Raw genomic sequence first — 14,018 nt, 5'->3', positions numbered from 1 at the left:
CCCAGTTTTTTGAGGAGACGGTTATGGCTACCGGCACCGTGAAGTGGTTCAACAGCGAAAAGGGCTTCGGCTTCATCGAGCAGGATGGTGGCGGCGCTGACGTGTTCGCCCACTACTCGAACATCAGCGCTCAGGGCTTCCGTGAGCTCGTCGAGGGCCAGAAGGTCGAGTTCGACGTCACGCAGGGCCAGAAGGGCCCGCAGGCCGAGAACATCCGCGTCATCTGAGTCCAGCTTCCGAGCTGACTCGCGATCTCGCGTAGCGAGGGCCCGTACCGCACGGTGCGGGCCCTCGTGCATGCCGCCGAACGGCCGGGGCGGCGAATTCCCACCCGACGGCCGACCAGCCCCGACCGGGCTGTGCCTCCCATCGGATGGAGAATCCATGACCACCCCTGCCCGCGCACCCCGTGACAACGAGCGCGGCGGCGACCGTTCGCGCAAGCCCCGCACCGGCGGCGGCGCCCGCAACGGCGGCGCCCCCCGTGCCTCCCGCGGCGGCGCCCCGCGCAACAGCGCCCCGCGCGCCGCCCAGGCGCCCGCCGACTTCACCGTCGTCCAGGGGGGAACCCCGCCGCGGCCGCCGGCGGCCACCTTCGGCGAGCTGGACCTGCCCAAGGGCATCCTCAGCGCGCTCACCCGCGAGGGCGTCACCGAGCCGTTCCCGATCCAGGGCGCCACCCTGCCGGACTCCATCGCCGGCCGCGACGTGCTCGGCCGCGGCCGCACCGGCTCCGGCAAGACGCTCGCCTTCGGCCTGCCGCTGCTGGCCCGCACGGCCGGCAAGCGCGCCGACTCCCGGCACCCGCTGGCCCTCGTCCTGGTGCCGACCCGTGAGCTGGCCCAGCAGGTCACCGACGCGCTCACCCCGTACGCCACCGCCGTGAACCTGCGGATCGCCACCGTCGTCGGCGGTATGTCGATCACCCGGCAGGCCAACGCCGTGCGCCGGGGCGCCGAGGTCCTGGTCGCCACCCCGGGCCGGCTGGACGACCTGATCAACCGCGGCGACGTCCGACTGGGCGACGTGGCCATCACCGTCCTCGACGAGGCCGACCAGATGGCCGACATGGGCTTCCTGCCGCAGGTCACCAAGCTGCTGGAGCAGGTCGCCGAGGGCGGGCAGCGGATGCTGTTCTCCGCCACCCTGGACCGCAACGTCGACCGGCTGGTCAAGCGCTTCCTGACCGATCCGGTCACCCACTCGGTCGACCCGTCGGCCGGCGCGGTGACCACCATGGACCACCACGTGCTCCAGCTGGACCCGGCCGACAAGGCCTCCGCGACCGCGCACATCGCCTCGCGCGACGGCCGCGTGATCATGTTCGTGCACACCAAGCACGGCGCCGACCGCCTCGCCAAGCAGCTGCTGGCCAACGGCGTGAAGGCGGCGGCCCTGCACGGCGGCAAGTCCCAGCCCCAGCGCAACCGGGTGCTCGACCAGTTCCGCGACGGTCTGGTGACCGCGCTGATCGCCACCAACGTGGCCGCCCGCGGCATCCACATCGAGGGCCTCGACCTGGTCGTCAACGTGGACCCGCCGATCGACCACAAGGACTACCTGCACCGCGGCGGCCGCACCGCCCGGGCCGGCGAGTCCGGCACGGTCGTCACCCTGGTCCTGCCCGACCAGCGGCGCGAGGTCAACCGGCTGATGACGGTCGCCGGCATCCGCCCGACCACGACGAAGATCCGCCCGGGCGACGCCGAGCTGACCCGGATCACCGGTGCCCGCACTCCCAGCGGCGTACCCGTCGCGGTGGTCGTCCCGGCCCCGGCCGCCGCTCCGGCCGCCGAGGCCAAGGCCGGCGCCCCGCGCCGCCGCCCCGCCAAGCGCTCGGGCCTGCCCACCGACGTCGACATGAACGGCAACCCGCGCCGCCCCCGTCCGAAGCAGCGCCTCGGCGGTGCCGGCGGCGGCCAGGGCGGCGGTGGCAGCCGCCAGGCCGCGGGCTTCATCGGCCGCTCCTCCGGCCGCCCGGCGCCCGGCTCGGGCTCCAAGACCGGCGCCAACTACGGCACCGGCCGCCAGCGCCGCAAGACCGACTGAGTCCTTCCGGACGCGGACGAGGACGAACGGCCCGGCTCCCCTCGGTGGGGGAGCCGGGCCGTTCGCGTGCGCCGGCGGGGGCGTGCCGGGGGTGTGTCCCGGCCGGCTCCGGTCGGACCGCTCAGGCGCTGGCGCTGAGCGCCGGTGCGGCGACGGCCCCGCGGCAGGCCCCGAGGTAGCGCCTGAGCACCAGGCGGGCGATCTCGGGGGCGGCGCCGAGGACCTCGGCGAGGACGTCCGCCTCCGCCTCGGCCGCGGCGTCCACGATCCGGTCCGGCAGCAGACCCGGGGCGAGCAGGTAGGGCGCGACGGCCACCCGGCGGGCCCCGGCCGCCCGCAGCGCGGCGGCGGCGGCGGGGACGCGCGGGCCGCCGCAGCGGAGGCGTACGCGACCTCGACGCCGGCCCAGCCGCGGGTCCGGCGCCACTCGGCGGCCACCGCCCGGGTGGCGGCGTCGGCGGCCGGGTCGGAGGAGCCGGCCGCGGCCAGCACGACACCGGTGCGGGCGCGGACGGCGGGGGAGCCGACGGCCAGCCCGGCCCCGGCGAGGCGGCGGTCCAGCGCGGCGAGCAGCAGTGGGGAGGGGGCGGGGAGCGGCCCGGTCGCCGGCGCCGCGTCCGCGACGCGCGGTCGCGCCGGGCCCAGCACGTCCGCGACCGGCAGGTCGGCGCCGGCGGCGCGCAGGGCGGCGGGGATGTCGTGCTTGGCGTGGAAGGCCCGGTTCAGCAGCAGCGGAACGGCCACGGCCGCCAACAGCCGGCCGGCCACCTGCGGGATCCGCGGCGCGCAGTGGTCCAGGTACGCGGTGGCGACCTCCAGCCCGGGGCGCAGCGCCCGGACCTGCTCGACCACCCCCGCCACGGTCGCGGCGTGGCGGGGGTCGCGGCTGCCGTGGGCGATCAGCAGGAGCGGTCGATCCGGTGCAGACATGATCACAGGAACCTCGATGGTCAGCGGGCCGTGCCCACCAGGCCCCGGTTGCGCAGCACCCGGCGCTCCAGCGGGGCGAAGAGCAGGAGGTCGATGGCGATGCCGACGAACAGGACGAGGATGATGCCGAGGAGGACGCCGGACATGCTGGCCGACTCCCGCTGGTTCTCCAGGAACCGGCCCAGGCCCAGGCCCAGGTCGGGGGAGGAGGCGACGAGTTCGGCGGCCATCAGCGAGCGCCAGGAGAACGCCCAGCCCTGCTTGAGGCCGGCCAGGTAACCGGGGAGGGCGGCCGGCAGCAGGATGTGGCGGGCGTTCGACAGGCCGGTGGCGCCCAGGGTGCGGCCGGCCCGGAGGAACAGCGGCGGCACCTGGTCGATGCCGGCCACCAGGCCGTTGGCGATGGAGGGGACGGCGCCGAGCAGGATGACGGCGTACATCATCGAATCGTTGATGCCGAGCCAGATGACGGCGGCGGGCACCCAGGCGACCGAGGGCAGCGACTGCAGGCCGGAGAGCACCGGCCCGAGCGCGGCCCGGACCGGCTTGACCCGGGCGACCAGCAGACCGATCGGGGTGCCGATCACGACCGCGATCAGGAAGCCGGAGATACCGCGCCAGACGCTCGTCCAGATGATGCTGAACAGCGTCCCGGCCTCCCAGAGCTCGACCAGCGAGCGCCAGACGTCGGCCGGGCTGGGCAGCTTGTAGGAGGAGGTCAGTTCGAGGCTGTAGGCGCCCTGCCAGAGCGCCAGCACGAGCAGCAGCCCGAGCAGCGGCGGCAGCGCCTTCGTCCGCAGGATCTCGCCGAGCGGCACGCGCCGCACCTGGACGGCGTCCAGCGCGTCCAGGCCGGCGCCGACGTCGGCGATGTCCGCCGGCCGGTCCTTGGCCAGGGTGGTGGTGCTGTCAGTGCTGGCCATGGCGGCGGATCTCCCCACGCAGTTCTTCGGTGATCTCGATGGACAGGTCGGCGACGCCGGCGGACTCGATCCGGCGCGGCTGCGGCAGGTCGATCCGCCACTCGCGGGCGACCCGGCCGGGGCGCGAGGAGAGCAGCACCACGCGCTGGGCGAGCCGGACGGCCTCCCGCACGTTGTGCGTGACGAACAGGACGGAGAGCTTGTGCTCGGCCCAGATCCGGGTGATCTCGTCGTGCAGCACGTCCCGGGTGATGGCGTCGAGCGCGGCGAACGGCTCGTCCATCAGCAGGACCGAGGCGCCCTGGGCGAGCGCGCGGGCCAGTGCGACGCGCTGGCGCATGCCGCCGGAGAGCTCGTGCACGCGCTTGCCGTAGGAGCCGCCCAGCCGGACGAGTTCGAGCAGCCGCTCTGCCTCGGGGCGGCGCTCGGGGCGGGGCACGCCGGCGAGCTTGAGCGCGAGTTCGATGTTCTTGCCGGCGGTGAGCCAGGGGAAGAGCGCGTGCTCCTGGAACATCAGCGCGGGGCGTCCGCCGGTCACCTCGATCGAGCCCGCGGTGGGCTTGTCGAGGCCGGCGACCAGGTTGAGCAGGGTGGACTTTCCGCAGCCCGAGGCGCCGAGCAGCGTGACGAACTCGCCGGGCGCGACATCGAGCGTGATGTCGTCCAGGACGTGCGTGGCGGCACCCGGGCGGCCGAAGGACTTGTGCACGTGCGAGATCCGGACGGCGGGCGAGCCGCCGCGGGTGTCGACGCCGACGGCGTCGTCCGAGGTGGTCAGTGCCGGGGTCATCCGGGCACCTCCTGCATCTGGGGGCAGCTCCCGGCCGGGGGCCGGGGGCGGTCATGGGCCCCTCCTGCCGGTCGGCGGGCGAGGAGGGCGGGTGGCGAAGGAATCGGGGCCGGGGTCCGGCCCCGCCCGTCCCGTGTGCTCTGGGGGCATCGATCGGGCATCGACCGGGCGGGCGGGGAACCGGACCTCGGGGCTTGGGTGCGGCGGGGCTTCCGTGCGCCGCGGGTGCCGCGCGGTGCTACTTGGCGCCGAGCCCGGCGTCCGCCACGGGAGCCTGGCCCTTCTCCTTGAGCACCTTGTTGAGCAGTGTGAGGTCGTAGATCCCGGCCAGGTTCGGCTTCTTGAGCAGGCCGGCGGTGACGGCGTGGTCGGCCTCGGCCTGCAGGGTGCCGGCCAGCGGGTCGTCCAGGAAGTCGATGTCGGCCCAGGCCGGGTCGAGGATCTCGGCCGGCAGGGCGTTGCCGGCCTCCTTCTTGATGGCGGCGTTGGCGTCGGCCTTGGCCTTGTCGGAGTTGGCCTTGATGAAGGTGTTGGTGTTCACCGAGCCGCGCAGCACGGCCTCCACCACGTCGGCGTGCTCCTTGAGGAACTTCTGCGAGACGATGATGTTGGTGATCACGAACTTCTTGTCCGGCCAGACGTCCTTCTCGTTGAGCAGGACCTTCGCACCGAGGGTGACCAGCTTGGACGCGGTCGGCTCGGGCACCCAGGCGCCGTCGATCGAGCCGGAGCTGTAGGCGTCCGGGGTGACCTTGTTGTCGGTCCGCACCACCGAGACGTCGCCGGCGCCGGTGTCGGGGTTGACCTTCAGCCCCTTGCCCGCCAGGTAGTTGAGCAGCGCCACGTCCTGGGTGTTGCCGCGCTGCGGGGTGGCGATCTTCTTGCCCTTGAGGTCGTCCAGGCTCTGGATCTTCTCGGGGTTGACCACCAGCTTGACGCCGCCGGAGGCCGAACCGCTGATGATCTTCAGTGACTCGCCGTTGGACTGGCTGTAGCCGTTGATCGCGGGGGAGGGGCCGATCCAGCCGATGTCGATGGAGCCGGCGTTCAGCGCCTCGATCTCGGCCGGACCGGCGTTGAAGACCTGGGTCTTGATCTGGGTGGCCCCGAGCTCCTTCTGGAAGAGGCCCTCCTGGAGCCCGACCAGCGGGGTGCCGTGGGTCAGGTTGGCGAAGTAGCCGATCTTGACCGTGTCGGCGGAGAGCTTCACACCGGAGGCGGAACCGCCGGCGGCGGCGGCCGCGGCGGGCTTGTCGTCCTCGCTCTTCGAGCCGTAGCCGCAGGCGGAGAGCAGCGCCACCGCGGTGAGGCCGGCGACGGCGGCCGCGGCGGAGCGTCTGATCCGGCCGGCGGCCGGGTGTGTCGGCCGATCGGGGAGGGTGGCGGGCGCGAGTGCGTGGTTCGGTGCCATGGGCGAAGTCCTGTTCACGGGCGGACCGTCGCGGGGACGGTCCCGGGCGGGAAGGGGCGGGTCGTGCTCGCGGCATCGGGGGATGCCGGGCAAGCCGGGTCGGTGCGCTGCACCAGCTGTGGGGTGGGACAGCGGCCGGCCCGGTGACAGGGCTCCGGTCAGCCCTGTCGGCCCGCACATCGGGTCAGGCCGCCCTGGCCGCTGCCGAGGACGCCGCTGCCGATGCGGCCGCCTTCCTTGTCCATGCCCGAGAACGCCTCGCGGGGCATCAGACCCAGTCCTCCTCGTCGGGTGCGCCGGGCGCGTCGGGGCGCACGGTGTCGAAGGCCTCGCCCGCCATGCCGGCGGTGAGGGTGGTGCCGTCGGCCGGGTCGATCAGCAGGAACGAACCGGTCCGGCGGTTCACGCGGTAGTCGTCGAGGGCCAGCGGCTCGGCGGTGCGCAGCACCACGTGGCCGATGTCGTTGACCTCCAGCCCCTGGGCGCCGGAGCGCTGTTCGAGGCTGTCGATGTCGATGCGGTAGGAGATCGCCTTGACCAGCGCGCGCACGGTGCGGGTGGTGTGCTTGAGCAGCACCTTGTCGCCGGCGCGCAGCGGGCGCTCACTGAGGTGGCTGACGGTGGCCTCGATGTCCTTGGTGGGCACCGGGACCGGGCCGGCCGCGATCAGGTCGCCGCGGGAGACGTCGATGTCGTCGGCGAGGCGGACGGTCACCGACCGGGGGGCCCAGGCGAGGTCGGTCTCCGCGCCGAGCGCGTCGATGCCGGCGACGGTGGTGGTGTGGCCCGAGGGCAGCACCGTCACCGGGTCGCCGACCCGCAGCACGCCGGAGGCCAACTGGCCCGCGTAGCCGCGGTAGTCGGGGTGCTCGTCGCTCTGCGGGCGGATCACGTACTGGACCGGGAAGCGGGCCGGCTCGACGCTCGGGTCGCTGCCGACCGGCACCGTCTCCAGGTGCTCCAGCAGGGTGGGGCCGCCGTACCAGTCCATGTGGGCGGACGGCTCGACCACGTTGTCCCCGGCGAGGGCGGAGATCGGGACCGCGACCACGTCCCGGACGCCGAGCGAGGCGGCGTAGGCGGTGAACTCCTCGGCGATGGCGGCGAAGACGGGCTCCGCGTACTCGACGAGGTCCATCTTGTTGACGGCCAGCACCACGTGCGGCACCCGCAGCAGCGCGGCGACGGCGGCGTGCCGGCGGGTCTGCTCGACCACGCCGTTGCGGGCGTCCACCAGGACGACGGCGAGTTCGGCGGTGGAGGCGCCGGTCACCATGTTGCGGGTGTACTGCACGTGCCCGGGGGTGTCGGCGAGGATGAACCGCCGGCGGGGGGTGGCGAAGTAGCGGTACGCGACGTCGATGGTGATGCCCTGCTCGCGCTCGGCGCGCAGGCCGTCGGTGAGTAGTGCGAGGTCGGGCGCTTCCTGGCCGCGGCTCAGGGAGGCGCGCTCGACGGCCTCCAGCTGGTCGGCGAGCACCGACTTGGAGTCGTGCAGCAGCCGGCCGACGAGGGTGGACTTGCCGTCGTCGACGGAGCCGGCGGTGGCGAAGCGCAGCAGGGCGGTGGCGCTGGTCCGGGTGGTGGTGCTCATTTAGAAGTATCCCTCGCGCTTGCGGTCTTCCATCGCGGCCTCGGAAAGCTTGTCGTCGGCCCGGGTGGCGCCGCGTTCGGTGAGGCGGCTGGCGGCGATCTCGGCGATCACGGCCCCGATGTCGGCGGCGTCGGAGTCGACGGCGCCGGTGCAGGACATGTCGCCGACCGTGCGGTAGCGGATCAGGCGCCGCTCGACCGGCTCGTGCTCCTTGGGGCCGCCCCACTCGCCCGCGGTCAGCCACATGCCGCTGCGGGAGAAGACGTCGCGCTCGTGCGCGTAGTAGATCTCCGGGAGCTCGATGCCCTCGCGCTCGATGTACTGCCAGACGTCCAGCTCGGTCCAGTTGGAGAGCGGGAAGACGCGCACGTGCTCGCCGACCGCGTGCCGGCCGTTGTACAGCGACCAGAGCTCGGGGCGCTGGCGGCGCGGGTCCCAGGCGCCGAACTCGTCGCGCAGGGAGAAGACGCGCTCCTTGGCGCGGGCCTTCTCCTCGTCGCGGCGGCCGCCGCCGAAGACGGCGTCGAAGCGGTTGCGCTCGATGGCGTCCAGCAGCGGGACGGTCTGCAGCGGGTTGCGGGTGCCGTCGGGGCGCTCGCGCAGCCGGCCGTCGTCGATGAAGTCCTGGACGTGGGCGACGTGCAGGCGCAGGTTGTGCTCGGCCGCCACCCGGTCGCGGTACTCGATGACCTCGGGGAAGTTGTGGCCGGTGTCGACGTGCAGCAGCGAGAACGGGACGGCGGCCGGCCAGAAGGCCTTGAGCGCCAGGTGCAGCATGACGATGGAGTCCTTGCCGCCGGAGAACAGGATCACCGGGCGCTCGAACTCCCCCGCGACCTCGCGGAAGATGTGCACCGACTCGGCCTCCAGCGCGTCCAGGTGGGACAGCGCGAAGCCGCTCTCTTCGGTGTGGACCAGGCTGTCGGTCGCGGTGGTCACGCGAGACCCCTCTCGGTCAGGAAGGCGTGGAGTTCGGCGGCGCTCTCGGCCACCTCGCGGCCCTGGGTCTGGAGCCGCAGCTCCGGGTCCACGGGGGCCTCGTACGGGTCGTCGACGCCGGTCAGGCCGGAGAGCTCGCCGGCCGCCTGCTTGGCGTACAGGCCCTTGACGTCGCGCTCGGCGCAGAGCTCGACGGGGGTGGCGACGTGGATCTCCAGGAAGCCGGTGCCGTGGGCGGCGTGCCGCTCGCGGACCGCCGCCCGGGAGTCCGCGTAGGGGGCGATCACCGGGGCGAGCACCTTGACGCCGTTGGCGGCGAGCTTCTCGGCGACGAAGCCGATCCGGGTGACGTTGGTGTGCCGGTCCTCCCGGGTGAAGCCGAGGCCCTTGGAGAGGAACTCGCGGATCTCGTCGCCGTCCAGGACCTCGACCTTGTGGCCCTCGGCCCGCAGCCGCTCGGCCAGGGCGAAGGCGAGCGTGGTCTTGCCCGCACTCGGGAGCCCGGTCAGCCACACGGTGGCGCCGCGCTCGCAGGGGGCGGCCGCGGGGGCCGCCTCCGCGGCTCCGTCGGCGGCCAGGGTGGTGGCTGTGCTCACGGTGGGTTCTCCAGACGGGTAGTGACGGTGGATCGGTGGTGGGGCGGTGGCTCGCTCAGAGGTGGATGCCGCACTCGGTCTTGCCGGAGCCGGACCAGCGGCCGGCCCTGGCGTCCTCGCCCTCCTCGGGCTTGCGGGTGCACGACAGCGGCGAGCAGCCGACCGACGTGTAGCCCTCCCACAGCAGCGGGTTGAGCAGGACGCCGTTGGCGTTGACGTAGGCGTCCACGTCCTCCTGCGTCCAGCGGGCGATCGGGGCGATCTTGACCTTGCGGCGCTTGGCGTCCCAGGCGACCACCGGGGTGCCGGCCCGGGTGGGCGACTCGTCGCGGCGCAGCCCCGTGGCCCAGGCGTCGTAGCCGCCGAGGCCGCGGTTCAGCGGCTCGACCTTGCGCAGCGAGCAGCAGAGGTCCGGGTCGCGGTCGTGCAGGGCGGGCCCGTACTGGGCGTCCTGCTCGGCGACCGTCTGCAGCGGCTTGAGGGTGATGAGGTTGACCGGCATCACCGCGGCCACCGCGTCCCTGGTCCCGATGGTCTCGGGGAAGTGGTAGCCGGTGTCCAGGAAGACCACGTCCACGCCGGGGAAGACCGAGGAGGCGAGGTGGGCGACGACCGCGTCCTCCATCGAGGAGGTGACGCAGAACCGCGCGCCGAAGGTGTCGGCGGCCCACGCCAGGATCTCCTGGGGGGTCGCCTCCTCCAGCTCGCGGCCGGCGGCGGTCGCGATCGCCTCGTAGTCAGTCGTCGTGCCGGTCATGTGACGTACCCCCGTCGGTCGCCGTGGTCCTGTCGGGTGCCGAGAGCAGGCCGAGGAACTTCAACTGGAAGGCCCGGCGGCAGCCGTGGCACTCCCAGGCGCCGTGCCCGGCCTCGGAGGGGCGCAGGTCCTCGTCGCCGCAGTACGGGCAGAAGAACGGTGCCGCCCGCTCACTCATTGCCCACCTCGCTGCGCTCGGCGTCCGCTTCGCGAGACACGCCCCTGCCCCATGATTCGCTCGCTGCGCTCACTCATGACAGCTGCTCCTCGCTGGCGCGGGCGGCCCACTGGGCGAAGCGCTCGCCCTCGGCGCGGTCGGCCTGGTAGCGCGTCAGCACCCGCTCGACGTAGTCCGGCAGGCCGTCCTTGGTGACCTTGAGGCCGCGGACCTTGCGGCCGAAGCCGGCCTCCAGGCCGAGCGCGCCGCCCAGGTGCACCTGGTAGCCCTCGACCTGCCGGCCGTCGGCGTCGGTCACCAGCTGGCCCTTGAGGCCGATGTCGGCGACCTGGATGCGGGCGCAGGCGTTCGGGCAGCCGTTGATGTTGATGGTCAGCGGCTCCTCGAAGTCCGGCAGGCGCTTCTCCAGCTCGTCGATGAGCGTGCGGCCGCGCTCCTTGGTCTCGACGATGGCGAGCTTGCAGTACTCGATGCCGGTGCAGGCCATGGTGCCGCGGCGGAAGGGCGAGGGGGTGACCCGCAGGTCCAGCGCCTCCAGGCCGGCCACCAGCGACTCGACCCGGTCCTCGGCGATGTCGAGGACGAGCATCTTCTGCTCGGCGGTGGTGCGCAGCCGGTCGCTGCCGTGGGCGGCGGCGAGGTCGGCGATCCGCCCGAGCAGGGCGCCGTCGACCCGGCCGACCCGCGGCGCGAAGCCGACGTAGTAGTTGCCGTCCTTCTGCCGGTGCACGCCGACGTGGTCGCGCCAGCGGCCGGCGGGCTCCTTCGGCGCGGGGCCGTCCACCAGCTGGTACTTGAGGTACTCGTCCTCCAGGACCTGGCGGAACTTCTGCACGCCCCAGTCGGCGACCAGGAACTTCAGCCGGGCGCGGTTGCGCAGCCGGCGGTAGCCGTAGTCGCGGAAGATGCCGATGACGCCGCCGTAGACGTCCGCGACCTCGTCGAGCGGGACCCAGGCGCCCAGGCGGACGCCGAGCTTGGGGTTGGTGGAGAGGCCGCCGCCGACCCAGAGGTCGAAGCCGGGGCCGTGTTCGGGGTGCTCGACGCCGACGAAGGCGACGTCGTTGATCTCGTGCGCGACGTCCAGCAGCGGGGAGCCGGAGACGGCGGACTTGAACTTGCGCGGCAGGTTGGAGAAGTCCTTGTTGCCGATGAAGCGGCGCTGGATCTCCTCGATGGCGGAGGTGCCGTCGATGATCTCGTCCTCGGCGATGCCGGCCACCGGGGAGCCGAGGATGACGCGCGGGGTGTCGCCGCAGGCCTCGGTGGTGGACAGGCCGACGGCCTCCAGCTTCTGCCAGATCGCGGGGACGTCCTCGATCCGGATCCAGTGGTACTGGACGTTCTGCCGGTCGGTCAGGTCGGCGGTGTTCCGGCCGTAGAGCTCGGAGACCTCGGCGATCGCCTTGAGCTGGGCGACGGTCAGCCGGCCGCCGTCGATGCGGACGCGGAGCATGAAGTACTCGGCGTCCAGCTCGTGCGGGTCCAGGATCGCGGTCTTGCCGCCGTCGATGCCTTCCTTGCGCTGGGTGTAGAGGCCCCACCAGCGCATCCGGCCGCGCAGGTCGGCGGGGTCGATCGAGTCGAAGCCGCGCTGCGAGTAGATCGTCTCAATACGTGTCCGCACATTGAGACCGTCGTCGTCCTTCTTGAACTGCTCGTTGGCGTTCAGAGGAGTGAAGTGGCCCATGCCCCACTGGCCCTCACCGCGGTGGCGGGTCACCTTGCGAGGCGCGGCGGGGCGGCGTGCCTCGGCGCGATCGGCCGTCGGCTCGGCGGTCTCGGGGGTGGTGGCCATGGTGAAGTCCTTCGGGGCAGGTGGCTCTGACGCCGGATCGGTCGCTGGGCGTGCTCGGCCGGGCGCTGCTGCTGTGACCTGCGGGTTTCTCAAGGCCGGGAGAGCAGTGACCGTGGCCGGGCGGGCGCCTGCGCATCCGCGTCGGCGGGGATGGCGGGGTGGTGGCGCCGGGTGCGGTGGGTGGCGGCGGGGTGGGGCTCAGATCACCGGACAGATGGCGCTGGACACGCGAAGGAGATCGACGTGGAGTCGACCTACTAGGGTGGTTCCGGCGCTAGGCATGGCAAGAGATTCGCACGGAGCACGACGCGAGGTCCACTAACGTCCGAATGATGGACGCAAAGGTTTCGCATACCGAGATGCCGAGACGTTCCCGCCGCTCCCCGGATCGGACCCCCGTCGAACGGCCCGCGACACGGGAGATCAACGGACCTGCCCCGGCCCGATACCGTTAGCCCTGTGCAAGCAGCAGGCGAAACGACGAGACCGAACCCGGAGCGGCCCTCCCGTCGTCGGGGCAAGGGCTCCCGACGGGCGGCCAAGGCCACCTGGCGCACGACGGCCTGGGCGCTGGTCAGGGACACCACCAACACCTGCGTCGAGTACCGGGTCACCGGGCTCGCGGCGGAGGCGGCGTTCTTCACCCTGCTGTCCATCCCGCCGCTGCTGCTCTGCCTGGCCGGCACCCTCGGCTACCTGGACGACCTCCTCGGCGCGGGCACGATCGACAAGCTGAAGCAGGACATCCTCAAGGCCTCCGGGACGGTCCTCTCGGACTCGTCCATCCAGGACGTGGTGATCCCGCTGCTGGACGAGGTCTTCAAGCACACCCGCCCGGACCTGGTCTCGATCGGCTTCCTGCTCTCGCTCTGGTCCGGGTCCCGGGCGCTGTACATCTTCATCGACACCATCACCGTGATGTACGGGCTCGACGGGAAGCGCGGCATCGTCAAGACCCGGCTGATGTCGCTCGGCCTCTACCTCGGCGCCCTGGTGATCGGCTCCCTGGTCCTGCCGCTGCTGCTGGTCGGGCCCGGGCTGGTCCAGAACACCGTCCAGGACCTCGCGACCGTGGTCAACGCGCTCTACTGGCCGGTCGCGATCCTGTTGCTGATCGTCTTCCTGACCACCCTGTACCACCTGGCCGTACCCGTCTCGACGCCCTGGCGGGAGGACATCCCGGGCGCGCTGGTCGCGCTGGTGGTGCTGGTCTTCTGCAGCGTCGGACTGCGGCTGTACCTGGTCAGCTCGGTCGAGGGCCCCTCGGTGTACGGCTCGCTGGCCGCGCCGGTGGCCGTGCTGCTCTGGATCTTCGTGGTCGCGCTCGCGGTGCTGATCGGCGCCGCGATGAACGCCGCCATAGACCGCCGCTGGCCCACCCTGGAGACCGCCGACGCCCGCGCCGAGAACGAGCGCGCGCAGGAGGAGGCCGCCGCCGCCGTGGTCCGCGAGGTGGCCGCCCGGCGCGCCGCCGAGCGCGCCCGGCGGGCGCGCGAGCTCGGCCTCGCCGAGGGGGCCGAGGAGGAGTACGCCGAGGAGGGGGAGGACGTCGACGTGCCCTCCGAGTACCCCGAGCGCTGGGCCGACGTGCTCGCCGCCGACAACGTCCGGGCCCGGCTCACCAGCCGGAGCGGTCCGCACCACCGGCCGGCCCCGCCGCCGCCGGACAGCGACCGGCCGACCGCGCCGCCGCCCGAGCGCACGCTGCCCAGCCACCCGCCGCGGCCGCCGTGGGACCAGCGCTGACGCGCCGCGGCGCCGGGCGGTCGGCGCGGCGCCGGCCGTCGGCGACCGGGTCGTCGGCGACCGGATCGGCGCAGGTGGAAAACCGGTTGGCAGCGCCGGAGACGGCCGCTACGGTGTGACCAGTTCGGTTTGAGGGGACCGCTGTACCGGTCCACGGAGAAGAGAAGCGAGGTGAGCCTTGTGACCGTCTTTGCCGTCACGGCTGCCCTGGGCAGCGCTCGCACCCACCACCTCTCCCTCCCGGCCGCCGGCTGACGCCGCCTTCGCGCGCGCAGCCGTAGCCCGGCGGGATCACTTTCCTCCCGAA

At 73.0% G+C, this 14,018-nt stretch carries 13 protein-coding genes and 1 pseudogene; 3 read left to right on the top strand and 11 right to left on the bottom strand.

The annotated features are described in order from the left end of the window. The first annotated feature begins 23 nt into the window (after nt 1-23). Both OG618_RS10960 and OG618_RS10955 read left to right on the top strand, forming a co-directional pair. Nucleotides 24-227, top strand: a complete 204-nt coding sequence (locus OG618_RS10960; protein WP_329487154.1) for a cold-shock protein — start codon at nt 24-26, stop codon at nt 225-227. Nucleotides 228-384: 157 nt separating this feature from the next. Further along, a complete protein-coding gene (locus tag OG618_RS10955) occupies nt 385-2,049 on the top strand; it encodes a DEAD/DEAH box helicase (protein WP_329487153.1) in 1,665 nt (554 codons plus the stop codon). 121 nt (nt 2,050-2,170) lie between these two features. On the opposite strand, the pseudogene OG618_RS10950 reads toward OG618_RS10955, so the two are convergent. The 11 genes and pseudogenes from OG618_RS10950 to OG618_RS10900 all read right to left on the bottom strand — a co-directional run bounded on the left by OG618_RS10950 (nt 2,171) and on the right by OG618_RS10900 (nt 12,247). Further along, nucleotides 2,171-2,979 (bottom strand): annotated as a pseudogene (locus tag OG618_RS10950) (sirohydrochlorin chelatase). A gap of 20 nt (nt 2,980-2,999) precedes the next feature. Then, entirely contained in the window at nt 3,000-3,902 is a 903-nt protein-coding gene (locus OG618_RS10945; protein WP_329487152.1) for an ABC transporter permease, read from the bottom strand. Next, nucleotides 3,889-4,692 (bottom strand): ABC transporter ATP-binding protein, encoded by an 804-nt coding sequence (locus OG618_RS10940; protein WP_329487151.1) that lies wholly within the window; start codon nt 4,690-4,692, stop codon nt 3,889-3,891. Before OG618_RS10940 ends, OG618_RS10945 begins: the two co-directional genes overlap by 14 nt. 238 nt (nt 4,693-4,930) lie before the next feature. Then, the gene (locus OG618_RS10935; protein WP_329487150.1) at nt 4,931-6,103 is read right to left on the bottom strand and encodes an aliphatic sulfonate ABC transporter substrate-binding protein; all 1,173 of its coding nucleotides are present in this window, start codon (nt 6,101-6,103) and stop codon (nt 4,931-4,933) included. A 268-nt stretch (nt 6,104-6,371) separates the two neighbouring features. Continuing rightward, complete coding sequence (locus OG618_RS10930) at nt 6,372-7,697, bottom strand: sulfate adenylyltransferase subunit 1 (protein ID WP_329487149.1); 1,326 nt, start codon at nt 7,695-7,697, stop codon at nt 6,372-6,374. Then, nucleotides 7,698-8,636: a sulfate adenylyltransferase subunit CysD gene (cysD, locus tag OG618_RS10925; RefSeq protein WP_329487148.1), complete on the bottom strand. Its 939-nt coding sequence runs from the start codon at nt 8,634-8,636 to the stop codon at nt 7,698-7,700. Continuing rightward, complete coding sequence (gene cysC / locus OG618_RS10920) at nt 8,633-9,214, bottom strand: adenylyl-sulfate kinase (protein ID WP_329492071.1); 582 nt, start codon at nt 9,212-9,214, stop codon at nt 8,633-8,635. Before cysC ends, cysD begins: the two co-directional genes overlap by 4 nt. 73 nt (nt 9,215-9,287) lie before the next feature. Then, nucleotides 9,288-9,989, bottom strand: a complete 702-nt coding sequence (locus tag OG618_RS10915; RefSeq protein ID WP_329487147.1) for a phosphoadenylyl-sulfate reductase — start codon at nt 9,987-9,989, stop codon at nt 9,288-9,290. Further along, nucleotides 9,970-10,167, bottom strand: a complete 198-nt coding sequence (locus OG618_RS10910) for a hypothetical protein (RefSeq protein WP_329487146.1) — start codon at nt 10,165-10,167, stop codon at nt 9,970-9,972. Before OG618_RS10910 ends, OG618_RS10915 begins: the two co-directional genes overlap by 20 nt. Nucleotides 10,168-10,240: 73 nt before the next feature. Continuing rightward, entirely contained in the window at nt 10,241-11,965 is a 1,725-nt protein-coding gene (locus OG618_RS10905; RefSeq protein ID WP_329487145.1) for a nitrite/sulfite reductase, read from the bottom strand. Between the two features lie 198 nt (nt 11,966-12,163). Beyond that, nucleotides 12,164-12,247 (bottom strand): putative leader peptide, encoded by an 84-nt coding sequence (locus tag OG618_RS10900; protein ID WP_329492070.1) that lies wholly within the window; start codon nt 12,245-12,247, stop codon nt 12,164-12,166. Between the two features lie 177 nt (nt 12,248-12,424). Between OG618_RS10900 and OG618_RS10895 the strand changes: the two genes are divergently transcribed. Further along, entirely contained in the window at nt 12,425-13,711 is a 1,287-nt protein-coding gene (locus OG618_RS10895; RefSeq protein ID WP_329487144.1) for a YihY/virulence factor BrkB family protein, read from the top strand. Nucleotides 13,712-14,018: the final 307 nt, after the last annotated feature.

The organism is Kitasatospora sp. NBC_01246, assembly GCF_036226505.1.
GTDB lineage: Bacteria > Actinomycetota > Actinomycetes > Streptomycetales > Streptomycetaceae > Kitasatospora.
Note: the sequence above shows the minus strand (reverse complement) of the source record. Positions and strands in the feature narration are given on the sequence as shown.